This is a genomic window from Enterococcus sp. DIV1208 (assembly GCF_050530455.1).
Classification (GTDB): domain Bacteria; phylum Bacillota; class Bacilli; order Lactobacillales; family Enterococcaceae; genus Enterococcus_B; species Enterococcus_B hirae.
Genome location: NZ_CP172887.1, coordinates 175,998 through 201,339, shown reverse-complemented (window position 1 = coordinate 201,339; position 25,342 = coordinate 175,998). Strand labels below are relative to the sequence as shown.

23 protein-coding genes are annotated in these 25,342 nt (G+C 38.1%); 4 read left to right on the top strand and 19 right to left on the bottom strand.

Annotated elements, in window-relative coordinates; genetic code table 11:
* Positions 1 to 406: 406 nt before the first annotated feature.
* The 5 genes from queA to IGK91_RS00975 form a co-directional block, all read right to left on the bottom strand.
* Positions 407 to 1,438, bottom strand: coding sequence for a tRNA preQ1(34) S-adenosylmethionine ribosyltransferase-isomerase QueA (gene queA / locus IGK91_RS00995; protein WP_010736867.1), 1,032 nt, complete (start codon positions 1,436 to 1,438; stop codon positions 407 to 409).
* A gap of 128 nt (positions 1,439 to 1,566) precedes the next feature.
* Entirely contained in the window at positions 1,567 to 2,277 is a 711-nt protein-coding gene (locus IGK91_RS00990) for a hypothetical protein (protein WP_010736866.1), read from the bottom strand.
* A gap of 159 nt (positions 2,278 to 2,436) precedes the next feature.
* Entirely contained in the window at positions 2,437 to 4,260 is a 1,824-nt protein-coding gene (locus IGK91_RS00985; RefSeq protein WP_081123146.1) for an amino acid permease, read from the bottom strand.
* A 560-nt stretch (positions 4,261 to 4,820) separates the two neighbouring features.
* A complete protein-coding gene (locus IGK91_RS00980; protein WP_034866037.1) occupies positions 4,821 to 7,526 on the bottom strand; it encodes a YhgE/Pip domain-containing protein in 2,706 nt (901 codons plus the stop codon).
* Positions 7,527 to 7,784: 258 nt separating this feature from the next.
* On the bottom strand, positions 7,785 to 8,729 hold the full coding sequence (locus IGK91_RS00975; protein ID WP_010736863.1) for an NADP-dependent oxidoreductase: 945 nt from the start codon (positions 8,727 to 8,729) through the stop codon (positions 7,785 to 7,787).
* A gap of 222 nt (positions 8,730 to 8,951) precedes the next feature.
* Here IGK91_RS00975 and rpsN point away from each other — a divergent pair, with 222 nt between their 5' ends.
* On the top strand, positions 8,952 to 9,221 hold the full coding sequence (rpsN, locus tag IGK91_RS00970; protein ID WP_010736862.1) for a 30S ribosomal protein S14: 270 nt from the start codon (positions 8,952 to 8,954) through the stop codon (positions 9,219 to 9,221).
* A gap of 323 nt (positions 9,222 to 9,544) precedes the next feature.
* On the opposite strand, the gene IGK91_RS00965 is transcribed toward rpsN, so the two are convergent.
* The 14 genes from IGK91_RS00965 to IGK91_RS00900 all read right to left on the bottom strand — a co-directional run bounded on the left by IGK91_RS00965 (position 9,545) and on the right by IGK91_RS00900 (position 22,169).
* The gene (locus IGK91_RS00965; protein ID WP_010720330.1) at positions 9,545 to 9,907 is read right to left on the bottom strand and encodes a type II toxin-antitoxin system PemK/MazF family toxin; all 363 of its coding nucleotides are present in this window, start codon (positions 9,905 to 9,907) and stop codon (positions 9,545 to 9,547) included.
* 10 nt (positions 9,908 to 9,917) lie between these two features.
* Positions 9,918 to 11,039 carry an alanine racemase gene (gene alr, locus IGK91_RS00960; RefSeq protein ID WP_081123145.1) on the bottom strand — a complete coding sequence of 374 codons (1,122 nt, stop codon included), beginning with the start codon at positions 11,037 to 11,039 and terminating at the stop codon, positions 9,918 to 9,920.
* Positions 11,040 to 11,054: 15 nt separating this feature from the next.
* On the bottom strand, positions 11,055 to 11,405 hold the full coding sequence (gene acpS / locus IGK91_RS00955) for a holo-ACP synthase (protein ID WP_010720332.1): 351 nt from the start codon (positions 11,403 to 11,405) through the stop codon (positions 11,055 to 11,057).
* 129 nt (positions 11,406 to 11,534) lie between these two features.
* Complete coding sequence (gene cshA / locus IGK91_RS00950) at positions 11,535 to 13,046, bottom strand: degradosome RNA helicase CshA (protein ID WP_010736861.1); 1,512 nt, start codon at positions 13,044 to 13,046, stop codon at positions 11,535 to 11,537.
* A gap of 322 nt (positions 13,047 to 13,368) precedes the next feature.
* Positions 13,369 to 14,721 carry a UDP-N-acetylmuramoyl-tripeptide--D-alanyl-D-alanine ligase gene (locus IGK91_RS00945; protein WP_010736860.1) on the bottom strand — a complete coding sequence of 451 codons (1,353 nt, stop codon included), beginning with the start codon at positions 14,719 to 14,721 and terminating at the stop codon, positions 13,369 to 13,371.
* Between the two features lie 76 nt (positions 14,722 to 14,797).
* Positions 14,798 to 15,874 (bottom strand): D-alanine--D-alanine ligase, encoded by a 1,077-nt coding sequence (locus tag IGK91_RS00940; protein ID WP_010736859.1) that lies wholly within the window; start codon positions 15,872 to 15,874, stop codon positions 14,798 to 14,800.
* 169 nt (positions 15,875 to 16,043) lie between these two features.
* Positions 16,044 to 16,394, bottom strand: a complete 351-nt coding sequence (locus IGK91_RS00935) for a DUF2512 family protein (RefSeq protein WP_317750170.1) — start codon at positions 16,392 to 16,394, stop codon at positions 16,044 to 16,046.
* 126 nt (positions 16,395 to 16,520) lie between these two features.
* On the bottom strand, positions 16,521 to 16,985 hold the full coding sequence (locus IGK91_RS00930) for a YaiI/YqxD family protein (protein ID WP_010720337.1): 465 nt from the start codon (positions 16,983 to 16,985) through the stop codon (positions 16,521 to 16,523).
* A complete protein-coding gene (locus IGK91_RS00925) occupies positions 16,969 to 18,345 on the bottom strand; it encodes a hypothetical protein (RefSeq protein ID WP_010736857.1) in 1,377 nt (458 codons plus the stop codon). Before IGK91_RS00925 ends, IGK91_RS00930 begins: the two co-directional genes overlap by 17 nt.
* A gap of 428 nt (positions 18,346 to 18,773) precedes the next feature.
* Positions 18,774 to 19,265: a GNAT family N-acetyltransferase gene (locus tag IGK91_RS00920; RefSeq protein WP_010736856.1), complete on the bottom strand. Its 492-nt coding sequence runs from the start codon at positions 19,263 to 19,265 to the stop codon at positions 18,774 to 18,776.
* Between the two features lie 23 nt (positions 19,266 to 19,288).
* Entirely contained in the window at positions 19,289 to 19,888 is a 600-nt protein-coding gene (locus tag IGK91_RS00915; RefSeq protein ID WP_010736855.1) for a TVP38/TMEM64 family protein, read from the bottom strand.
* A gap of 144 nt (positions 19,889 to 20,032) precedes the next feature.
* The gene (udk, locus tag IGK91_RS00910; RefSeq protein WP_010720341.1) at positions 20,033 to 20,662 is read right to left on the bottom strand and encodes a uridine kinase; all 630 of its coding nucleotides are present in this window, start codon (positions 20,660 to 20,662) and stop codon (positions 20,033 to 20,035) included.
* 83 nt (positions 20,663 to 20,745) lie between these two features.
* Positions 20,746 to 21,441, bottom strand: coding sequence for a YjjG family noncanonical pyrimidine nucleotidase (locus IGK91_RS00905; protein WP_010720342.1), 696 nt, complete (start codon positions 21,439 to 21,441; stop codon positions 20,746 to 20,748).
* 11 nt (positions 21,442 to 21,452) lie between these two features.
* Entirely contained in the window at positions 21,453 to 22,169 is a 717-nt protein-coding gene (locus IGK91_RS00900; RefSeq protein WP_014834347.1) for a 16S rRNA pseudouridine(516) synthase, read from the bottom strand.
* Between the two features lie 327 nt (positions 22,170 to 22,496).
* On the opposite strand from IGK91_RS00900, the gene IGK91_RS00895 reads away from it, so the two are divergent.
* The 3 genes from IGK91_RS00895 (at position 22,497) to IGK91_RS00885 (ending at position 25,298) form a co-directional block, all read left to right on the top strand.
* On the top strand, positions 22,497 to 23,105 hold the full coding sequence (locus IGK91_RS00895; protein ID WP_010736853.1) for a 50S ribosomal protein L25/general stress protein Ctc: 609 nt from the start codon (positions 22,497 to 22,499) through the stop codon (positions 23,103 to 23,105).
* Positions 23,106 to 23,320: 215 nt separating this feature from the next.
* Positions 23,321 to 23,644, top strand: coding sequence for a DUF960 domain-containing protein (locus IGK91_RS00890; protein ID WP_010720345.1), 324 nt, complete (start codon positions 23,321 to 23,323; stop codon positions 23,642 to 23,644).
* A 268-nt stretch (positions 23,645 to 23,912) separates the two neighbouring features.
* Positions 23,913 to 25,298, top strand: coding sequence for an MATE family efflux transporter (locus IGK91_RS00885; RefSeq protein ID WP_010736852.1), 1,386 nt, complete (start codon positions 23,913 to 23,915; stop codon positions 25,296 to 25,298).
* Positions 25,299 to 25,342: the final 44 nt, after the last annotated feature.

The window sequence follows — 25,342 nt, the reverse complement described above, 5'->3', positions numbered from 1 at the left end:
ATACGTAAAAAAGAAGAACATGAATATCTGAAAACTGAATAGAATCAAGAGATGTTTCAACTGTTGAAGATGTAACAAAAACAAGATTTTTTGTTTATCAAGAAGAAATTCAACACGGTACTTTGCATGGGTCATGGAAAGTTACACTTATTTTGTTTATTTGATTCCTTCCGCATACGAAGAGCTGGGCTTATCGAGAGCCCAGCTTTTTTTGTCGCCTGAGTTTATTTATCTTCTGCAAGAAACGAATCCATGTCTCCTACACTTTTTAATTCCAACTAAAACAAAGAATAGAAAAAAATCAGTCAAAGAACCCATTTTTCTAGTTGAGGATTCTTTGACTGATAATTTATAATGGGCAATTACTGCCATTTTGTTTAATCGTATTGAAACAGCTTTTTTATCTTTATTTGACAAACATTGCATCGCCGAAACTAAAGAAGCGATAACGTTCATCAATAGCATGTTGGTAAGCTGCTAATGTTAATTCTCGTCCAGCAAAGGCACTCACTAACATGACTAATGTTGATTTTGGTAAATGGAAATTTGTTGAAAATGCCTCTACCACTTTAAACTGATAACCTGGTGTGATGAAAATATCTGTCCAACCACTATCTGCTTTGATTTCACCATCAAATTTGGTTCCAATCGTTTCAAGTGTACGGATCGAAGTCGTTCCTACGGCGATGATCTTGCCACCATTTTGACGGACTTGATTTAAGCGACTTGCTGCTTCTTCTGTTAGACGATAAAATTCACTGTGCATATGGTGTTCTTCAATCTTGTCCACACTGACCGGCCGGAATGTTCCTAAGCCTACGTGAAGTGTCAAATAGACGAGTTCTACCCCTTTTGCTTCGATTTCTGCTAACAATTCTTTGGTAAAATGTAATCCAGCTGTAGGAGCTGCTGCTGACCCGTTTTCTTTTGCATAAACAGTTTGGTAACGATCTGGATCCTCTAAACGTTCTTTGATATAAGGAGGTAAAGGCATTTCGCCCAATGATTCCAACGTTTCAAGAAAAATACCTTCGTATTCAAATTCAATGATTCTTCCGCCATGTTCTAATTCTTCTTTGACAACTGCTTGTAAGCGACCATCACCAAATGTAATTCGTGTACCTACTTTCGCTCGTTTTGCCGGTTTGATCAACGTTTCCCAAGTATCTCCTTCTGTATTTGTCAAAAGTAATACTTCCAGGTGTGCACCTGTTTCAGTTTTTTCACCATATAAACGAGCTGGCAACACACGTGTATTATTCATCACTAACGCATCTCCTGGATGCAATTCTTCTAAGATGTCATGGAAATGTTTATCCGACATTTCCCCAGTTGTACGATCTAAAACTAGTAACCGAGAATGGTCACGGTCTTTTAGTGGTGTTTGAGCGATCAACTCTTCTGGTAAATCAAAGTCAAAATCTTCTGTTGTTAACATATCGTCACTCACTTTCTATCTTCTGCCTTGTCATTCTAACATTTTTACTGTTACCTTGGCAAAACCCGCACTCGAAAAAAGAAGAAAGAGAAACGAACGAACAAACCGATTTCTTGCAAATAATCGTTTTATTTTTTTATAGATTTGATTGCATCATTGATATGATTGAGTTCAAAACGTTCAATTGTGCCTCCAAATTCCGTAGTGATTAAGTCATTCAATTTCTTTGCATCCATTTCTTTGACAATCGCTAAGACCCCTTCTTGTCCTTCTGGGATACAGTTAGCAATATAATGAAAAACATTTTTAGATTTTTTCTCTGCATGATGCGCTTGCCCAAAACCAATGACATCGCCAATCGCCCAGCCAAAGATCGCCCCTAATGGACCACCGAGAAAGCCAATGATAATACCTAAAATACTATCACGCCACTCATTCTTTTCGCCTGAAAGATTCTCAAAATCCATCACTGTAAATCCTCTTTCGTCAAACGCGCGTTGAGCTAACATCACTTGTTGAACCTCAACATCTGGCTTTAGATCATTTCTTTTAAGTTTATTGAACACTTCTAAGCAGTGAACATCTTCCGCCATGTTGATCACTATTAGTGTATTTTCCGGCTCTACTTCGATGTTTGGATCTAGAGCTAGATCTTCCATTTCATAAAAAGAAGAATAATCATTTAGATCACCTGAAGCAATTTTAGCCATCAACATTTCTGACTTATTGAGTTGATCGTCAGATACTTTTTGAAAGTTGCCCATTTGATCCTTGATTTCTTTATATTGATCTTCCGTCAAGACTTTTCCATTTTCAGTATTTCTATAATATTGTGCCATTGTCTTTTCAGCTCCTTCAAATAAATTGGATAAACATGTTCTACTAAAAAAATACATCAATTAAGTGACACTTTTTTATTTATTTTTTTTGTAATTATAAAATAAATAAATAAAAAAATGCCTGAGTTTCTCACTCAAGCATTTTTTGGTCTTTAACATTTATTTCTTCAAATGATAACTATACGTACTTATCACGATATTTTCTCGCCAAGATAAACGAAGTCTTAATCGTAAACTTGTTTGATTGTGTAAGATATTTTGCCAACGACGGTTTGGTACAAACTGTGGAATCAATACTGTCGTCGTATAGTTTTGTTTTGCGGCATTTTTACTTACCAGATCAACGTAGCGGATAATTGGATTTTCAATGGAACGATAAGAAGAATGAACAACTGAAAAACGGACATCAGGAAAATGTTTCTTGAAGTCTGCTTCAATTTCTTTTTCTTTTGCTATATCTTCATCCAATGACACGTGCATGGCCACCACATAATCCCCGATCGAACGAGCATAATTGATCGCACCGATGTTAACACGTGTGACATTTCCTACTAAAACCAGCACGGTATTTCCATCATAGTCATGTAACTTGGCGTCCGTTTCAAGTCGCAACTGTTCTGCTACCTTTTTGTAGTGATCATGAATGCGATAGAAAATATACATCACAATTGGCATGATGATAAAGAATGGCCAAATATCACCTAAGCGGTAAACGAACAAAATCGCAATGATCGCATAAGAGATAAACGCACCTGTGATATTTGCAATAGATTTTCCTAACCAGTTCTTTCCTTCTTTTTTCCATTTAACGACCATTCCTGTTTGTGATAGCGCAAAAGGAATAAATACACCGATCGAGTATAACGGAATCAAACGTTCCGTTGAACCATGGAAAATAAATAAGAGAATGATCGAACCAAAAGCTAATGTCATGATCCCATTTGAGTATCCTAAACGATCGCCACGATCTTGATACATATGTGGCATGAACTTATCTTTTGCCAAATTGTATGCTAATACTGGGAATGCAGAGAATCCAGTATTGGCAGCAACCGCCAAGATCAAAGCGGTAGCAAATTGTAATACATAATACAATGCGCCATGGCCAAAGACAGCTTTCCCAATCTGAGACAATACAGTAACTTCTTTTTCAGGCACGATCCCATACCAATAGTTGATGAACGTGATACCGACAAAGAAGAAGCCTAAGATCAAAGCCATCATTGTTAAAGTTACTGCTGCATTTTTTGCTCGAGGTTTCTTGAAAAATGGTACGGCATTACTAATTGCTTCAACCCCTGTTAAAGAAGAAGAACCAGAAGAGAATGCTCGCAAAATCAATGCGATCGACACCCCTGGGATTGCAGCTCCAGGTAAGGCTGTTGCATGTAATGGTACGGCACCAGTAATGATATTAAACAGTCCGACCGCAATTAGCAACGTAATCACAATGATGAACGTGTAAACAGGGAATAGCAAGAAAGAAGCCGATTCCCTTAACCCGCGTAAATTCAGCATCATCAAGAGCAATACGATTGCAACTGAGATTGCTACTTGGTGACCATACAATGCGGGAATTGCCGAGGTAATCGCTTCGGCACCAGCTGACACGGAAACAGCTACCGTCAACATATAGTCGATCAACAAGGAACCTCCAGCGATCAACCCGGCATTTTTTCCAAGGTTTTCACTGCTGACGACGTAAGCCCCTCCGCCTTGAGGATACGCGTGAATGATTTGACGGTAAGAGAGAGTTAATGAAATCAATAGAATAATAACAAATGCTGCAATTGGCAGTGAATACCAAATGGCTGCAGTTGACAAGGCAACTAAAACAACCACAATCTGCTCTGTACCGTAAGCAATGGATGATAGGGCATCCGATGACAGCAATGCTAACGCGGCAAAACGAGTTAATTTATGCTCGTCGTTTTCAGCAGATTTCAACGGCTTACCTACTAACAACCTTTTTAAGTAGTCCAATTTTTTTACTCCTTTACACACATATTTACTTCAAAATTATTATTGTCAAAATTAAAAAAAATTTATCTTAAACAAGATGTTATAGTACGCTCCCATAATATAAAAGTCAATAAACTTTCATAAAATTAATTGAAAAAAATTAGAAAAAAAACAGTATTTTTTTCAATCGTACGTTAAATTAGCAAATGCCTTACATTTCAACGACTTTTTTCCTTTTCTGTCAAAAAATGTAACATCTCACTCATCGAGATTTTTCTTTCCTATTCAATAAAAACTTTTACTTTTCGTAGAACTTGAACAACCAGCACTTTCCAAAAAATAAGCAAACGGACTGTGATTTTTTCTAGCAATAATCAATCATTGTGGAATCAGCCATAACAAACTTTACTTTTCTATTTTCAATTTTTTCAATTAAACTCGTTGTTTCTACAAAAAGAAAAAAATAGCTCCTCTGATCACCTAAGCTCTGTTAATAAAATAAAGGCCTTGTCAGACGAAAATACATGACTATTTCTGTCTAACAAGGTCTTCTTTTTTCAAACTGGTTATTGCTTTAACTACTAGTGGAAAATATGACTCTGATGTGCTGCTTCTTTGAATTTGACCATTTTTTCTTGGACATAAGGCGCAACAGCCGTTCCAATAACACCAAAGCTAACGAATAGACCAATCATGATCCAAATCGCATTTGCAGCATTTGGCCAATAGATTCCTCCTGCTGATTCTCGTAATAGATTAACCGCATGAGTGAATGGCAAGAATGGATTGATCATTTGGAAGAACTTCCCTGATACTTGGATAGGATAGTTTCCACCTCCACCAGAAATCGATAGCACGAGGATAATGATCGCAAGTCCCTTTCCAACATTATCAAATAGCGCCGCTAAAACATACACGATCATCATAAAGGCTAGCGAGATCAAAACGGCAAAGGACACGCTGTAAACTGGATTATGGACATCTACACCTAATAAAAAGATATTTCCTAAAGTAACGATCAAACTTTGTGCGATAGCCATCGTTAAGAACGTGAGCATTCGAGCAACAAATTGTTCTCGTTTTGTAAAATTGTTTCTTTCTTTTTTACCGAGATAATAATCGGTTGTCGCTACACTTGAGAGTAAGACAGCTCCCACCCACAAGCAAAGTGCTGTATAAAATGGCGTACTTGCCGATCCGTTGTTTGCAATTGGATACATCGTATTGGTTTTTAATTCTACTGGTTGCGTAAAGAAGTCACTCTCTTTCGTGGCATCTAGTTTCAATAATTTGATCACTTCTCCTAGATCAACTTCTTTTTCTCCTTTACGAATAGCATCTGCTGCTTTTTGGATACCTGTCTTGATGTTTGGCCAATCGTTATTGATCAAATCAGCTGCTGCATTTACTGCCGTTTCGACTTGTGGCATTTTTTCATTTGCTGTCGTCATCGTACTTGTGATTTCATTTTTGATCGTTGGCCAGTCATTTTGGATAAAGTTAGCAGCTGTACTCAATTTGTTGGCTAACACTGGCAAATCATTATTATACAGATCGGCTCCTTTATTGATCCCATTGACGATCGTTTCCATATTACCATTCAACATGGTGTTTGCATCATGGATCTCTTGTCCGATCGCTGGCATTTCTTTTTGGTACTTCTCTAATATCGCCACTGCATTGGTCACTGTTGCTTTTGTTGAATTTAACAGCGAATCAAAATCGATTTGGTCAGCCTTGCTTAACGCACCTTGAGCTGTTTCAATCGTACTGATGACTTGATTTAATAGTGAATCAACGGTTGAACTGACTTGGTTCACATCGATTCCAGAAATCAAGTTATTGACATTTTTAGCAGCAGTTTGAATTTGCCCTAAGATATTTCTTACGTTATCGATATTTCCTTCTTGAATGGCTTGTTTCAACGCTGGTAGGCGATTTTGTAAGCCGCTTAAAACTGGTTTGATACTATTTAATGTATCAATTATTTTTTGAAGTTTGGTATTACCCGTTTGATTCTGTAACTGTGTCAAAAAGGTAATCAACTGATCAATCGCTTGTTGCTGTGCTGGTAAACTATTGTAGAGATTATCCAATAATTTGAGTAAGTTTCCCTTCTCTTCTTCCGTCAATTGATTATCTGCAATTGCCTGATCGACACTCGCTGTGAATGAATCAATAGACGTTGCTACCTGACTAATCGATTGTATCGTTGTATTCACACTTGTTGTGATACCTGGTAATGCGTCTTTTAATTGCTCTGCACCTGATTTTGTTTGAGTAGCTAGATCTTTTGCTTGTGTTTCTAATTTCTTCACGTCAGGTAAGATTTCTTGGACTTGTTGAATGATCGACAACCCTTGTTTCGCTTCAGTGATTCCTTGATCCATCGTTTCTTGGATCGATGAAAAATCCTGATCGATCTCAGCAATTTGTCGACCTGCATTTTGGATTTCCGGTATTTTTTGTTGTAAATCTAAAATGATTTTCGCTTGCTCTTGGAGCTGTGGCATTTTATCATTCAGTGCAACCACTTTTTGTCCCATTTCATCGACTTGTGGGAGATAGTCCACAAATTCATTGGCTTTGTTTAACTTTTCTTTAATAGAAGGTAGTTGTTTTTGTAAATCGAGTACTTGTTGCGTATAGCCATCGATCGTATCAAGGTTCTCATCCGTTGAAAGTATCATTGATTTGACCTTATTGATACTTACTAGATTCGAATCAATGTCATAACCGATCTCGTTAAAGACCTTCAATAACGTTGAACTAGCTGTCTTAATAAATTCATCCGTAATCTGTGTTTGGATCGCAGAAGCTCCTTTATCGGTGATCTTAGGAGCGATCGCATTGATTTTCTCATTCACCGTGTATTCGATTTTTGGCTTTCTGATCTCTCCACTCGTAAAACTTAACAAGTCTTCTGAGAAATCCTTCGGTAAGTAGATTCCTGCATAATATTTCCCAGAACGAACCCCTTGTTCCAGTTCTGCTTTTGAGTCAACGAATTGCCATCCGAGTTGTTTATTGTCATGAAGTGATTTGATCACTTCTTTCCCAATTGCGACTTCTTTCCCTCGAAATTCTGCCGGTTGATCTGCACTGTAAACCGCAATAGGCAATTCACCGGTATTTCCGTAAGGATCCCATAACGCTTTGATGTTGAACCACGCATACAATGAAGGGATAATCATAATTGCAATGATCAAAAGTGTAGCAATTGGATTTTTAAAAATTCTTTTCCAGTCAAGTAGATATAATTTTAATGTGTTTTTGATTGACCGCATAAATATCCCCTTCTTCTTTTTTCAGCTGCATTACTTTACCATGTAAATCATGTAATTTTCAATTCCCTTTTTTCAAAAAGCTCGATAATTTAGACATAATAGTCAAACTGTCCGATTGTCTGACCATAGAATTGAAGAAATAGTTAAATTTTACATGTACCACTTTACCATTAAATAAAGCAGAAAGAAATTTTCATGCTAAAAATCAGAAGAAGAAAACGCATCCAGAAAAAGTTTGCTCCTTTTACCAGCCCAGCTCTAATCATAAGTTAATACGATTTTACCTGCAGAGGGGTGTCCTTCAAGTTGATGGTGCGCCCAGATTAAATGATCAAGAGTTGCAGCTAATTCTTCTGCTACAAAAATATGGTAATTTCCTGTTTTATATGCGGCAATTAAATGAGTCAAAGCTTCTTGATCTGAGTATTCTTTTCTAGGAACAAAAGTCTCATAAAACCCATTTTTTTTCTGACGAGATGCAAGGGAAGGCAATTCGTTCAACGCAACATAATGACCTTCTTCTTTCATAATTTTGATAGCCATGTCTCCCGCGATGCTTCCTTTCGTCGCATCGATCACAATATCTGCTTGATTACTGAATACTTCTTCAGGATTTTCTTGATCATAAGAAGAAAAATGAGTAACGCCTAAACTTCGGACTAATTCTTCATTTGTCTTTGATGCACTAGCTAACGTCCGAATCCCTTTTTGATGAAGTAATTGGATCAAACTAGTTCCTACGCCTCCTGAAGCTCCGGTCACCATTACCGTGTCAGTTGGTTGGATCGTTAGCAGATGATTAATCACATTGTAAGCAGTGATCCCCGTCGTTACCATTGCAGCCGCTTCTACCCAACTCATTTCATCTGGTATTTTAGCCACTTTACTTGCTGGTAAGACGATTTCTTCACCGTAAGCACCTGACACAGGATGAACGACTACACGGTCCCCCACAGCAAATGAATCGACGTCACTTGCTACTTCCGTCACGATTCCAGCACCATCATTCCCTAATACGTAAGGGAATGTTAAGGTTCGAACTTCCTTCATCTTTCCTGAACGCAAAGCGACATCATAAGGATTGATACTAAACGCTTTCAATTCCACACGAAGATGATTTGGCGTGACCTCCCTTGGTGTGTCTACTATTTCTTGAAACACCTTTTCAGCTGGTCCATAACCACTAATAGCAAACCTACGCATCTCTACCCCCTCCTTTTCTTCTAGTTTACGTGTAACACCACTATTTGACAAAAAAACTGTTTTAATCGCATCGGTGGCCTTTCTCTTTCATAGAGAATAAGAGAAGGACTAAACATTTTTAGAAACAAAATAATTGTTTTATTTCTCACACTATGTTAAGGTATCTACACTAAAACGTAATTTTTACGATTTGAAAAATTAAAGAGATTATTGGAGGAAAATATGGCAAAAAAATCAAAAATTGCAAAAGCTAGAAAACAACAAGAAATGATTGCCCGCTATGCTGATTTACGACAAGAGTTAAAAGCGAATAAAGATTATGAAGCCTTACGTCAATTACCTTTAGATGCACGCCCTGAGCGTTTGAAAAACCGTGACTTGATCGATGGACGTCCTCGCGGATATATGCGAAAATTCGGCATGTCTCGTGTGAAATTTCGCGAACTAGCTCATCAAGGACTGATCCCTGGTGTCAAAAAAGCTAGTTGGTAATTAGTATTAGACAGACGAAAGATATTCTGGCAAAATAGCAGTCACTCTCTGAATAAGATAAACTAATCAAACACATATAAAAAAAGCCGTAAGGACTAAAGATAGGAAAACTATTTTTGGTCCTTACGGCTTTTTTATAAGTTGAACAATGCTGACTCAACTTTTTTCTTATCATTATCCAGCATTTTTTATTAAGAGTCAGAAACGACCGTATAGCGATTGACATCATTAACGCTCAGATCCAACGATTTCTCTTATAACCTTTGTTGATTGACATTCAAGATAATTAGCTTGTTCCTTTTATATGTAAAGGCATAATGTGCTTATTTAGCGACAGGGGTCAATGCTTCGATACCTACACTGATTTTAAGTGCATGATCGACTTCTGACATAATTCCTCGATCTAAATGACAAACTTTTTCTTTTAATCTTGATTTATCAATTGTTCTGATCTGTTCAAGTAAAATGACAGAGTCACGTTCGATTCCAGTACCAGTTGCTTTTATTCCAATATGCGTAGGCAATTTAGGTTTGGCCATTTTGGCAGTAATGGCCGCCACAATAATCGTTGGACTAAAATGATTCCCTAAATTATTTTGAATAACTAAGACAGGTCGTGTCCCGCCTTGTTCTGAACCCACGACTGGAGAAAGGTCAGCAAAATAAATGTCTCCTCTTTTTACCATAGGATTCTCCTTACTCTTCATATTCTCTAGGAATGCGCGTTCCTAGTACACAGGCTACCTCATAGTGGATCGTACCTAATTGATCCGCTACTGCTTGCATCGATATCTCTTTTTCCTGATTTTTACCAATCAAAGTAACCTTTGTTCCCAGTGGAACTTCCTGAGGTAAACGGATCATAATTTGATCCATACACACACGTCCGACAATTTCACATAAATTTCCATCCACTAGGACGGAAAAGCCTTGCATGTTTCGTAACCAGCCATCCGCATAGCCAATCGGGATCGTCCCGATCCACTCTGGTTGATCGGTAATATAGGTTTCCCCGTAGCCGATGCCTTCACCTTTAGCCAAACGTTTCACTTGGATCAACTCGGAAACTAACTCTAGTGCGGGTTCCAATGGATACGGTTCTGGCAGTGCATGCCCTGAAGGATTTAACCCATACATTGCTACACCAAAACGAATCATGTTACCAATTTTTTCATCATGCCATAAAGCAGTAGCACTATTACTTACATGAACATACTTAGGTAAAGCAGGCAATGCATCGATTGTCTCTATAAAACGTTGATGTTGCTGTTGCCAATACGTTTCATCCGCTTGATCAGCCGTTGAGAAATGGGTGAAAATCCCTTCCCATTCCAATACAGCACTTTCTTGAATAAATGAAACTGCCTCTACGACTTCTTCAGGTGTCAAAAAACCAATCCGTCCCATGCCGGTATCAACTTTCAAATGAAGTGCTAACGCATGTTTCAGCTTTCTTTCTTGCAGATATTCAACAGCCTGTTCTAACCATTCTTTGTTTCCTACAGTGATCGATAAATCATGGACAACCGCTAAAGTCAATGCGTCAATGGGAATCATATTCAACACTAAAATAGGTTGTGTGAATCCCGCTTCCCGCAATTCAATCCCTTCGTCTAGATTAGACACACAAAATCCAGTAGCACCTCCAGCCAGTGCAGCTTCTGCTGTCTGGACTGCTCCGTGCCCGTAACCATTTGCTTTGACTACAGCAAATAGCTCTTTTCCTTTTGGTAATCTATCTAATTCTTTTTTGACATTTTCAGTAATAGCTTTTGTATGTATAATGACTCTTGTAGGTCGGTGCCAAGCGACAACCATGATTTTTCCTTCTTTCTAATCTTCTAAAATAATTTGTGCAAACGCTAATTCATCCGTATGCGTGATACTAACAAAACAAGTACCTGAATGAGGTGATTTTGTGACTACAGGTTGTCCTGCATCATTTTTTAAAATTTCAATTTCTTGAAACGTCACCTTACCAATACCAGTTCCCCACGCTTTTGAAAAAGCTTCTTTGCAAGCGTAACGCCCTCCGAGAAATTCTACTTGTCGGTGAAAAGGCAGGATTTGAAATTGCTCGATTTCATTTGGCGTCAACACTCGGTCGATAAAATTTTGTTTTTCTTTGATGATCTTTGCAATCCTTGGTAACTCAACTGCATCAATCCCAATTCCTTTAATCATAGACTCTACTCTTTTCAAAAATTTTAGAACACTCTCATTCTACCAAATTCTCGGTATTTTACCACCAATATGTCCATAAATAACTAAAAAGAAAGCTCCTCTTAAAAAAGAGAAGCTTATCATTTATTATTAATCGTTATTTGTACGGATCACAAATCCACGTTTTTTATCGTTTTGACGCTTACCGCCATCTTTTTGATGGTTATTATTTTTACTGTAGCCACCTTTTGATTTGTTGCCACGGTAGTTGTTATTATCGCGTCGATTACGGTTATTTCCGCCGCCACGTTTGCCATTTTTATTATAGCCTTTTTTCTGCATTGGCAATGGACGTTCTGGAGTGATTTTAACTGGTATTGCATCAGAAGGATCCTTTGCAGTCGTTTTTAGTAACAAAGCTACTAAATCTTGTGCAGAATACTCTTCAAGCAATTTATCTGCTGTTTGCAAATACTTGTCTAAGCCGTTTTCTTCAAGCTTAGCTTCAATTTGTTCCACTGCAGCACCTAGTTGTCCCTTGAATGCTTCTTTTTCAGTTGGCGGACGTAGAGTAGCCATCCGTTTTTTCGTTAAGTTCTCAATAACATGTAGGTAGCTCATTTCGTTTGGCGTAACGAATGTCACTGACATCCCGCCTTTACCCGCACGACCTGTACGTCCGATACGGTGAACATAACTTTCTGGATCTTGTGGAATGTCATAGTTGTAGACGTGAGTCACGCCTGAAATATCCAAACCACGTGCAGCTACATCCGTAGCAACTAAAATATCTAAATGACCATTTTTAAATGAACGTAAAACACTCATTCGTTTTTGTTGTGAAAGGTCCCCATGGATTCCTTCTGCACGATAACCGCGAGCTTCTAATCCACGTGCCAATTCATCAACACGTCGTTTTGTACGACCAAAAACAATCGTAAGTTCTGGTGTTTGGACATCGAACAAACGTGTCATGATATCGAATTTTTCGTATTCTTTTGCTCGAACATAATATTGATCGATTAAGTCAGCTGTCATTTCTTTCGCTTTGATCTTCACGTGTGTTGGTGATTTCATGAATTTCACGCCGATATTTTTGATTGCAGGTGGCATTGTTGCTGAGAATAATAATGTTTGGCGTTCTTCAGGTACTTTTGAAATAATATTTTCAATATCTTCCAAAAAGCCCATGTTCAACATTTCATCTGCTTCATCTAGAACTAATGTTTCCACTGTTCCTAATTTCAATGTGTGGCGGTTGATGTGATCCAGCATACGTCCAGGTGTTCCTACGACAATATGTGGACGATCTTTCAATCCACGGATTTGGCGACCGATATCAGCACCTCCGTAAACAGCTTGTACACGTACTCTTTTATCACGACCAAGACGATAAAGCTCTTCTTGTGTTTGGATCGCTAATTCACGTGTCGGTGCAATGACTAACCCTTGCAATTCGTGGCGATTAGTGTCAATTTTTTCTAACATCGGCAAACCAAAAGCAGCCGTCTTACCAGTCCCTGTTTGTGCTTGTCCAATCACATCTTTTCCAGACAATGCTAAAGGGATTGTTTCTGACTGGATCGGTGTTGCTTCTTCAAAACCAGCACGCTCTACTGATTTCAATAATTCTGGTGATAATTCTAATTCTTTAAATTTCAAATGAATCCTCCTATATGGTTGTTAACTGAGGATGTAGCTTAATTTTTGCTACCCCGTCGATTGTTCGGTCAAAGTGTTTGGTTCTTTTTGACAGTGGCCACGTACGTTTTTACTCATTCTTAGCCCCTGTGGCACCACCGAAAAATCACTTTGCGAAGTTTAGGCATTAGAAAAGCCAAACGGGTCGCGTTCAGCTTTATCATTGTTATGACATCTGGCTCTAGCAATTTACATAAACGAAAGAACCAGTCCAATTTCTCTTCATCTTTCGGCAATAGGTTATTCTAGCATAATTTCTTATTTTCTGCAAGTTTGCAGTTTATTATTTCATTCCTTGCAATTGTTTAACGACATCAATCAATCCCATTCCATTGCTTCCTTTTAAAACGATGCTATCTTCCGGACGTATTTCTTCTTTCACCGTTGCAATGAGTTGTTCTTTATCTGTTTCAAAATATTGTACGTATAAATCTGGATACTTTTCGTTCAACTTTTCATATAATGCTTTCATTTGGGGCCCATATAAATAGACTCCCGCAAAATCAGCTGGATCAAGATGTTCAGCCATACTTGCGTGCATCTTCAAAGCATCTGGTCCTAATTCCAGCATGTCCGCAAGTACAGCAAGTCTTCTCCCTTTTGTTGGTAAGTTGGCAAAAGTATCTAAGACCAATCCCATTGCTGTAGGATTCGCATTATAGACATCACTTAGAATCCCCGCACCATTTCCAGCACTTAGCCACTCCGTACGATTTTGCGTCACTGTGACACTTGCTAAACCTAGACGGATGGCTTCCGTTGGCAGACCAAAAAATTGCCCAACAGCATAAGCAATCAACGCATTGGTGACATTATAACTTCCAGGAAGAGGAATCATGAACGATTCATCATTGACGATAAAATGTGTGGCTGTTTTCTCTTCACTCGTTACCTCCGCCTGTAGCTCCCCTGTATTTAATCCAAACGTTTCAATTTTTTGAGTCAAACTTTCAGTCAAAGGTTTCAATAATGGTTCTTCTTCTGGGATAATCAACAGCCCATCTTCTCTCAAACCATCAACAATCTCCATTTTTGCTTGCGCGATTCCTGCTCGTGAGCCAAGGTTTTCAATATGTGCTTCACCAATCATCGTAATAGCCGCTACTTTAGGTCGGGCAATCAAAGAAAGCTCAGTGATCTCTCTGGCATGATCCATCCCCATTTCTAAAACGATTTTTTCGGTATCCATCGGCATGTGCAAAATCGTATAAGGCAAGCCAATATTATTGTTGTAATTTCCTTGTGTTTTATAGGTTTTGTACTTTTGAGCTAAAACTGAAGCAGTCAAATCTTTTGTCGTTGTTTTCCCATTACTTCCCGTAATTGCCACCACTTCAGCCCCAACTTTCGCTAGGTAGTACTTCGCCAGATCTTGCATTGCTTTTAGTGGATCATCCACAAGAATCACTCGAATCCCACTAGGTGCTTTGGTCGCTTCCAGACTCCAAAAAGTAGCAACCGCTCCATTATCCATGGCTTGTTGAATAAATTCGTGTCCATCTCTTGCTCCTTTTAGCGGCACGAACAACCCACCTTTTTCAATCTTGCGACTATCGAACTCCACACCTGTGATTTCCGTTAAATCATTCATTACGCTTCCTACAGCTTGAGCGATTTCTTGTACTGTTAGTTTCATAAAAAACCCGCCTTTTCGCATTTAGAAGCCGGAACAAATGTGAATGACATTCGCTCCAGCTTCTATTTTTAATTGTCTATTCGTTTGCTTCAAAAAAACCTTGTCGTTGATTAAAACGATTGATTCCTAATTGAATCAATTCTTCGATCAAATCGCCATACTTCAAGCCCATGTTTTCCCACAATAATGGATACATGCTAAATTGCGTGAATCCAGGCATTGTATTTAACTCATTTAGGAATAGTTCATTTTTATTCGTCAAGAAGAAATCACAACGGCTCAAGCCACTCCCACCTAGCATTGTATACGCAATTTTTGCATATTCCTGCGCTTTTTGATAGACCTCTTCCGGTACTTCAGCTGGGATTTGCATTTCAATCTTATTGTTGATGTATTTCGCATCATAATCATAGAATGCAACATCTTTGACTACTTCACCAGGTAATGTGGTACGCACGTCTTCATTCCCTAAAACAGCTACTTCAATTTCACGTGCTTCGATCCCTTGCTCAACGATCGCACGAGAATCATATTGATAAGCTAATGCAAGCGCATTTTGCAGTTCTTCACGGTTCTCCGCTTTAGAGATCCCTACACTTGAACCCATATTTGCTGGTTTGACAAACATTGGGTAAAGCAAAGACCCTTCACATTGATCAAAGATTTTTTTAGGATTTTCTTTCCATTGATTTTTCAAAACAGGGACATAAGGAACTTGTGGCACCCCTGCCGCTTGCAAAATGTATTTGGTCATGATCTTATCCATTGCACAAGCACTTGTTAAAACGCCAGCGCCGACATATGGCAAGTTCAATGTTTCCAAAAATCCTTGAATCGTTCCATCTTCACCATTAGGTCCGTGTAAGACAGGGAAAACAATCGTTCCTTCTTCTTTGATTTCTCCAGGATTGATCACTCTTCCCGTAAAGCCATCTGTCACTTTTCCGCTTGGGTCCCATGTCAAATGTAAGTCTTCTTTGCTCGTTGGTTTCTCTGTTAACAAAGGGCCTTTCACCCATTGACCTTCTTTGCTGATAAATATCAGTTGAACTTGATAGTACGTATAATAAATAGCATTTAAGACTGAAAACGCTGAAAGAACTGAAACATCATGTTCTGCACTGCGTCCACCATATAGTAAAGTAATCTTCAAAAGATTGTCCTCCCGTATCCAATATCTTTCACTTTTACTTCATATTTTAGCACAAAATCAAAAGAATCAAACAGCTTATTTTTCAAAAAGTCGATAAACTTATTTGTTAAATCAAGAAAAAAGGCACGGCATCGCTGCCTGCGCCTCTTTTTCGATTGTTGTTTTTCATCTATTCCATCTTTCGTTCATCAGGGACAATCCCTTGATTTAATAACCATTTATGGAAGAACCATTCTCCTATGCCAATTAATAAAGCAGGAATCAAAACTCTCATCCAGATGTTCGTCATATCATTCATAAAATAAAGATATACCCACAAAATGACTGCGGAAGAACCGGCATCTGCGATCGTCGCCGCAATATTCCCCACCTTTCGCAAAATGAGTAAATCACCTAATACATAAATCATCACGACGATAATGACCCCAACAATTGTCGAATCCATGAAGCTAACTCCGTATAATCCTGTTAATACGATCCATAAAATCGCCCAAATCATGATTGCTTTTACATGTTTCATTTTCTACTCTCTCCCCTCAGATTAGAAAAAAATTAGATAATAAAATATCTTTAATTATTTTATCATTTTAAAGACAATACAAGCAAAGATATCGTACTAATTGAGGGGAGAACAAACCTATTGTCGCTACTCATTGTTTGAAGATAACTTGACTTGTTCAAGTGCTTGAATTAATGCCTGTCTAAAGTTTTGATGATCTTGAGTGGTAAAAGGTTTAGGTCCTCTAGTCCGCAGACCTGCTTTGCGCAACCTTCCACTTTGGTAACGTTGTTCTAACAAGGAGTCAATCGTTGTTGCACTAAATTCTTTACCCGTTTGATGAAACACTCGTACCCTCTTTGGTAAAACTAAAGAAGCTAACCCATAATCTTGTGTGATTAGAATATCTCCTTTGCGAATCAAGCCCACAATGCGGTAATCTGCGCTATCTGCGCCTTGGTCAACGTACACAAAATGAACATACGCTGGATATTCTTTATGGGTGTAATGAGCCACGCTCGTCACGATCATGACTTCCACTTGATACAAACCAGCAATTTCAATTACATCCTCCTTAACCGGCGAACCATCTCCATCAATCATTATTCGCATGATGCCGCACCTCTCGTTTCCATAATAGATAAACACCCAGCACACCAAGGAGTAACCAGCTGATGTTCCCCCACTTAGCGTATTCCATTAATTGCACACTGATCGTAGGAATTCTTAACTTGTCAGTTAACTGCAACAACACTGCAACAGGTAGTTCTAGCCAACGGGTAAGAACTAGTAACAGCCCCATCAAGAGAAATTGATGGACCACACTCCCTTTGTTTTGTGTCGTAAATTTAATGATGACTCGTTGATCCATGGGAATATCCGTATCAGTGTCATAACACACACGATTTAACCAACCGCTGATCACAGCATGACAAAAACTTAAGAAAAACAATCCAATCACAAACGCAGTCGGGATCAATAAAATCAATAAAGAGAGAGATAGTCCGATCAACTGGACGATCACTGGAGGAGAGGGGAAACTACGTAAGATACGATTACCAATCAGCTTAGCGACGACCATTCCAGCTATATAAGGTAGATACATATAAGTGGCTAAATGATCAAATCCATACAAAACTCCTACATAAAATGTACTAAACAAAAAGAGAAAGTTCCCCACCATTCCACTCAAAAAATTCATGAGATTGAGCCAACTTGGAAACTGCCAATTTTTTTTGCCTCGCCCTAAATAAAAAGCGGCTAAAACAAATAAAAAGAGAAAAACATAAATTGTAAGATCAAACAGTTCTGGCTCAACGAGCAAGCGTGCATTTCGAAGCAAAAACAATAAGACAAAAAACACAATAAACAGCACAAATTCTTTCGTGACAAAAATCGTCGTTTTCATCTCTTTAAAATCCAATTCATACCTAGGATAATGGCTGATGGTGTGATAAGCCATGATATAAAACAATGTATACAGCCCTAACGTCACAACGATTTGGGTCGTACCTGACAACTCGATCGAGCGAAAAAGCAAAACCAATAATAGTAGCGCAAAGATATATTTTTTGCCTGTCATATTCGTAAAACCCTGTCGCTTTTCATGGTAATTAACAGTCACATTTGCTGGAAGTAGCCAAGCTGCACTAAATCCCAATAAAATACTAGACAAATAAAACAAGGGGAAATAGAGCACGCCAAAGATCCCTAATAACGAACCCGCCCCTCCCATCAAAAGAGCAATCATCAGTAATGTATAACTATCTAGACCTAAACGAATACTGCGGATCAAAAACAATCCCGTCATACGGAAAGTATAAAATAAGGTAAACGGTAAAATCGAAGCCCAGTTAGCCCCATCGCTCAAATTCAGAAATAAAAGATACGGAATAAATATAACCGTATTAGCTAAAATAAAAGGTGTTGATTGCGTAAAATTACGACCAAATTGTTTGATTTTCTCGAACATAAAAAAACTCCTTAGCGAGTAATTACAAAACTTATTTTTCATTCATTCTAGCATTAATCATAAGTAGAAACCAATTTTAGCCGATACTATCAACTAAGAATTTCGACTTATAACGAGCGATAACCTATTGCGACACGTCTTCTTGTCAGTAATAGTAACGCTCAAGCCAAACAAACCACGAAAGATTACCCATAAAAAATAGGACATTACCCAGAATCTCTTCTGACTAATGTCCTATCTTACTGGTACTTGAGTTTTTGTGAACTCAAGCAGACAAGCCCTTCTCCACAAAAGTCTTGCCCGACACCCTTGCATTCCGGCAAGTGATCACATCATGATCTTGTGTCTCCAAAATCAATTAGGCGCATCTGTAAACCAGAGGCCTTCTCGACCCGTCGCATGTCGTTACTTTAACACATATCCCAAAGTTATGCGAGTCTTTTTTTCATTTGATAATCGACCATTTGAAATCCTTGACCAATATCCGAGATCAGTTCACCAGCCATTTCAAAACCTTGATGAAGGTAAACGGCGATGGCTTGAGCATTGCCTTGATTGACACGTAGAAAAATCTCTTTGATTCCTTGTTCTCTAGCGATAGTTTCGTACCACTGAAAAAGAGCCGACGTCAATCCCTTCCCTCTGAATTGATTCATTAAGTATAACTTACTCAAATATATTTTGGATGCTATTACCTCATAGGCGGTATATCCGACCGTTTGCCCTTGCTCTTTTAAGAGAAAATACTGCACACCTTCCGCCACTTCTTTTTCAATCTGTTGTTTTGATTGATAGGTAGCCAGCATATAGTCCACTTGTGCTTGCCCAATGATCGGAACAAATGCTTCTGGCCAAACTTCCTTGATCACTGATACCAACTCGTCAATTTCAGTTGAGGTTACCTTGACTTTTTCTAACATTCTTTTTCTTTCCTCTCTTACTGCTAAAAATTTCCTTGTGCTTTCTGGAACAGATACAACATAATCAAACTATACGCACCGACAGACCAAGGTTTCAATAATAGGACAATTTGGATATATTCCTTAAAAGATATTTTAGTTAACCCTGCGACCAGACAAACCAAGTCATCAGGCGCAAAAGGAATCAACATGGTCAAACACAGTACTTTTTTGATATCCTTCGTTTTCTGTGTCAGTAATTGGTCGAATTTTTGGTACTTTTTGGGCGATAAAATAAGTTGTACAAAACTAACGCCATAATAACGAACCAATAAAAAACCAATGGCTTCACCGATAATCAATCCAATACAGCTATAAAGTAATCCCCAGCCATTCCCAAACATCAACAAGCCTGCCACTGAAGAAATTCCTCCAGGTAGTATTGGGATGATCACTTGAATAATCTGCAGGAGAATAAAAATCACTACTGCATACTCCCCAAATTGTTGGATGAAGCGTTGCAAAGAAGTGGTTGATCGAAAGATCCCATGTTGATAAGCATAAATGATTAACACCAAAAAGAACAATAAGCCAATAATCGGGATTATTCGGATATATTTATGTAAATGATTGTGATTGTTCATTTTCAGTCTCTCCACCTTTTAGCGCTACTTTTCATTAAGAATCGTTGCAAAAGTAAACGTTTCACTTGATAAATAAGTCGAAGAATCGAAAATAGCTTCTCCTATTTTCATGATTCTTCGACTTATCCTATTGGTTTCTTTGTTTTATTTATGATCCAAAAAACTAGCAACTTTCGTCGTAATCAAATCGATCGCTACGTGATTTTCGCCACCTTCTGGCACGATGATATCGGCGTAACGCTTAGTTGGTTCGATGAATTGATGATACATCGGTTTAACCACAGTCAAATATTGTTCGATCACGGAATCCAACGTTCTGCCACGTTCTTCCATATCTCGTTTGATTCTGCGGATGATACGGATATCATCGTCTGTATCTACATATACTTTGATATCCATCAAGTCACGTAGATTTTCATCTTCTAGAATCAAAATGCCTTCTAATATAATTACTTCTTTAGGCTCTTGGATGATTGTTGCTTGACTTCTTGTATGTGCAACATAATCATAAACTGGTTTTTCAATGGCGTTATAGTTCAGTAGTTCTTTCACGTGCTGAATCAGCAGATCATTATCAAAGGCAAAGGGATGATCATAATTCGTATTCAATCGTTCTTCAAAGCTCAAATGGCTTTGATCTTTATAATAAGAATCTTGTTCAAGCATCATGATGGAATGGTCTGGGAAATTATTGAAAATGGCACGACTTACGCTTGTTTTACCGCTTCCTGATCCACCCGTCACACCAATGATAATTGGCTTGCTTTTTGTCATTGACTAAAACCTCTTTCATATCCGTTTTTACATTCTTATCTATTATAGCGAAAATACACGAAAATGCTATATTTTTCTGAAAATTAATGCTTCTCGATTTCCAAAAGAGGATAAAGTTCTGCTAACGAATCAATCCGATAAGTCGGTACGATTTCTGGAATTTCCGGCAACCGATTTTTGTTAAACCAAATCGTATCAATTCCTGCCAAGTTCCCTCCTTTAATATCTGAGGTCAATGAATCGCCAATAATAACTGTTTTTTCTTTTTCAAATTGAGGAATCTGTGAAAAGACATGATCAAAAAATTCTTTCATTGGTTTTTGGGCGCCCACATCTTCTGAAACAAAAATTTTTTTGAAATAGCCCAACATTTTCGCATCAGTCAAACGTTGATATTGCGTTTTCGATACCCCGTTTGTCACAATATAAAGATCCGCTTGTGAAGATAACGTCTGAAGCAGTTCATGACTTCCCTCAATCAAATCATGCCCCTGATTCAAGTAATGTCTGTATCTTTTCTCCATAGCTAAACTATCAACTGTTTTACCAAATTGTTGAAATAGTAGTCCAAAACGACTCCCGGTAACCTCTTCTCTCGTCATATTCCCTTTTTCAAATTCACGCCATAAGTGATGATTTAATGCCTTATAACTTGTTTTCACTTCTGGTGTCAATTCAATTCCTTGCTCTGCAAATAATTCATTTAATGCTTTTGCTTCTGTCATCTGAAAATCAAGTAACGTATCGTCTACATCGAATAATAAAGTATGATAATTCATTTTTTTCTCTCCTATTTAAAATATATTTTCAATTGCTTTAATTCGGTTAATGTCAGTGAACGATAGGCACCTTCAGCAAGTTGCTCATCTAACTGCAAAGGTCCCATCATTAGTCGCTTTAGCTTTGTCACTTTTTTACCACGTGCAAGGAACATCTTTTTTACCTGATGAAATTTTCCTTCTTGTATCGTTACTCGTACTCGACTGCTGTTTTTGGATGTTTCCATGATTGTTAATTGTGCAGGTAAACAACGATAGCCACCCTCAAAAACAATTCCTGCTTGAAAAGCTTCGATATCTGAAGCTGTCACTTGTTCATTGATCTGCGCCTCATAAGTTTTGAAGACTTTTTTATCAGGCAGCAACATTTCATATCCCAACTGACCATTTGATGTCAGTAATAGTAGTCCTGTGGTATCACGATCCAAGCGTCCGACAGGATAGAGCGGCTTCGTTCGATCCGCTGAAGCAATCAAGTCTAACACGGTCATTTTTGTTTGGTCTTTAACTGCAGTCACAGAACCACTCGGTTTATTCAATAAATAATAGACTTCGTTTGTCGTTAAACGCTTACCTGAGACTTCGATCTCATGGATCAAACTATCCACATTTCGGTTTTGGCAAAATTCGACACAACCATCAATTTTAACTTGTTTTGATGCAAATAAACGCTTCATCTCTTTTCGAGTCGTTTGTAAAGTTTCTTCAATTAATTTATCTAAACGCATGGTGCTTTCCTTTCTTAGCCTAACAAGCATTATAACCCGAAAGAGAGTAGATGCAAATAAGAAAGCCATTGTTATTCCTTGACTTAAATTCAGATTCGCGCTACGGTTAAAGAGTAAAGTGAATTGGATTTCTCATACACAGCGTAATGACCTGGTGGAGAAAAGTTGAATCCTGACTTTCTAAAGGTAGATGTGCGCATCTACCTTTTTGCGTTTTTTAAGCGTCCTAGCCAATAATGTGCACGAGAATAGCCGTCGAAAGTTCACTTAAATAAAATCTGTTGGTCTACGTTGCCGACAGTCACATTTTAAGGAGGAATTTTGGTTATGTCAGTATCATTAGAAGTAAGTAAGAGAGAAGTACGTCCCCGTTCATTGAGAAATAAATTGCGTCATGAAGGTAAAGTTCCAGCTATTGTTTATGGGTACAATGTTGAAAGTACTCCGATTGCTATTGATGGACAAATATTCAGTAAATTATTACGTGAAAATGGCGCAAATACAGTAATCACAATGACGATTGATGGAAAAAAAGTCAACACGTTGGTTCATAAAGTCCAAACGAATACCTTTACCAACCATTTTGAACATGTGGAATTTCTATCTGTGAACATGTCAGAAGAAACTGAAGTCGAAACTGAAATCGTTCTTGTTGGCGAAGCTGCAGGTGTAAAAGCTGGTGGTGTCTTAGCACAAAACCTTTACACCGTGATCGTCTCTGCTACACCAAGCAACTTACCAGAACGTATCGAAGTTGATGTAACAAACCTAAATCTAGGCGATGCAATCACAGTAGCCGATCTACCTGAAAACAACGATTATAAAGTCGTTTCTGATGGTGAAGAACAAATTGCTGCAGTAGCAGCTCCAACTGAGGAAGCTGAAACTACTGATGAAGAAAGCGAACCAGAAGTTATTGGTTCAACGGAAGAATAACAAGTGACTTGTTCGTGTCAAAAGCGTTGGTAACCTTCGCTTTTGGCACGTTTTTTTCTCTCCTTAAAAAAAACTTATACTTTGAAAAAAAGTACACGATTTTTGTTGCATTTTTAAAAAAAGTCTATTAGAATGAACCATCGTTACAGTAAATCGTTTATCCTAAATGAAGAAATAAAACATGTCTATTCGATAAAACGAAGGAGGTTAAACAGATGTTTGAAAGTTTTGACAGTAGTCGTAACCGGTATGCCTCTGTAGGTGTTGTATCAAGTTTACCAGATGAACTGATTGATAGTATCTGGTTTATTATTGACCTAGACCTTAAGGGAGTCATCCCCTTAGATAATATGTTAGCCTTTGATTTAATCGACAATAATGGAAAAGTAACTATGCATTTTTCGCAAGCTGGTAGTGATGTTGAGATGGGAATCGATTTACCGTTTCACTATTCATCAAGTTTCCCAAGCCAAGTATATGCTTATGATGATGGTACTAGAGAAACCATTCTTTTACCCAGCGAGATAAGACAGTATTAAGGTTCACAACCATTCGTTGTCCCTTTTGATTTGTACGCCCAGGCCAAGTAGTTGATCCTTTGAATTTATTCTTTGCGTTTCATTCTTTGAATTTATTCAGCGATTCAATTCTTGGCTTGTTTTATGATGCACATCATTGAAAATATCTTTGAAAATGAATCTGCAATACATTGAAAGTTATCAAAATTATTTCATTTTTACCTAGTAATCTCAGGATAAACACTATATACTACTAACTAAATTTTATAGACAATAAGGAGTTTAAAAAATGCGCGATTTAACAAAAGGAAGTCCAGCTAAACTAATCTTAATGTTCACCGTTCCTTTACTTATTGGTAATGTCTTTCAGCAATTTTACAACATGGTCGACATGATCATCGTTGGTCAAACATTAGGGAAAAATGCGCTGGCTGCTGTTGGTGCAACCGGAAGCTTGACCTTTTTAATCCTTGGCTTCGCTCAAGGTCTTACTGCTGGATTAGCGATCATCACAGCTCAGCGTTATGGTGCAAAAGATTATCGTGGTCTTAAGAAAAGTTTTGCTGCAAGTGTTGTTATCAGTTTGGTTGTCACTATTGCATTAACCGTCCTTAGTTTAGTATTTATTCGTCCGATGCTGCAATTGATGCAAACGCCCGTTGAGATTATTGACCAAGCACAAACGTTCATTTCAATCATCTTACTAGGGATTTTCGCATCTATGAGTTTTAACTTGCTTTCAAATGTTATTCGCGCGCTTGGAGATAGCCGGACACCACTTTTCTTTTTGATTATTGCAGTGGTTGTCAACGTTGTGCTTGATTTGATTTTCATCATTTCTTTTGGAATGGGTGTCGAAGGCGCAGCAATTGCAACGGTTATTGCCCAAGTTTGCTCAAGCCTACTATGTTTAGTTTATATCAAGAAAAAAATTCCTTTGTTGCAATTACGTAAAAAAGATTTTCACTTTGATAAAGAAGAGATTCGTGTTCATTTGAACGCTGCTCTTCCAATGGCTTTTCAATCATCCATCATCGCCATTGGCGCCATCGTCCTTCAAGCTGCGTTGAACAGTTTAGGAACAGATGTCGTAGCCGCTCAAGCAGCAGCCAGCAGAATTGACCAATTTGCTAACCAACCAATGATGTCCTTTGGGATTGCTATTGCAACATTTACTGCTCAAAATTATGGTGCAAAAGAATATGGTCGAATTTTAAAAGGTGTTAAGCAAACACTTATGATGAGTATTGGCTTTAGTATTGTTGCAGGTGCGATCGTGATTTTCTTCGGTCATTCACTTATGCAGTTGTTTGTTTCACCGACAGAGACTCGTGTCTTTGAATTAGCTCAAACTTACTTCAATATCAATGGTTCCTTATATTGGATCTTAGCGATTTTATTTATCTTACGTTACACACTACAAGGACTTGGTCAAAGTAAGATTCCGACACTCGCAGGAATGATGGAATTAGTCATGCGTTCATTTGCAGCAATCATTTTAACTGGTTTACTTGGTTATACGGGTGCTGCAGCTGCTTCACCACTTGCTTGGGCAGGATCTGTCGCTGTTCTACTATACTCTTACTTGCGTTCAATGAAACAACTTAAATCTTTCGAGAATGAACAACAATACGCTATGGATGATCCTGAAATCCAATACAATAGTATCCAATAAAAGAAAAAAAGACATTTCTCTCATCGATCAGATAAGCAGAAATG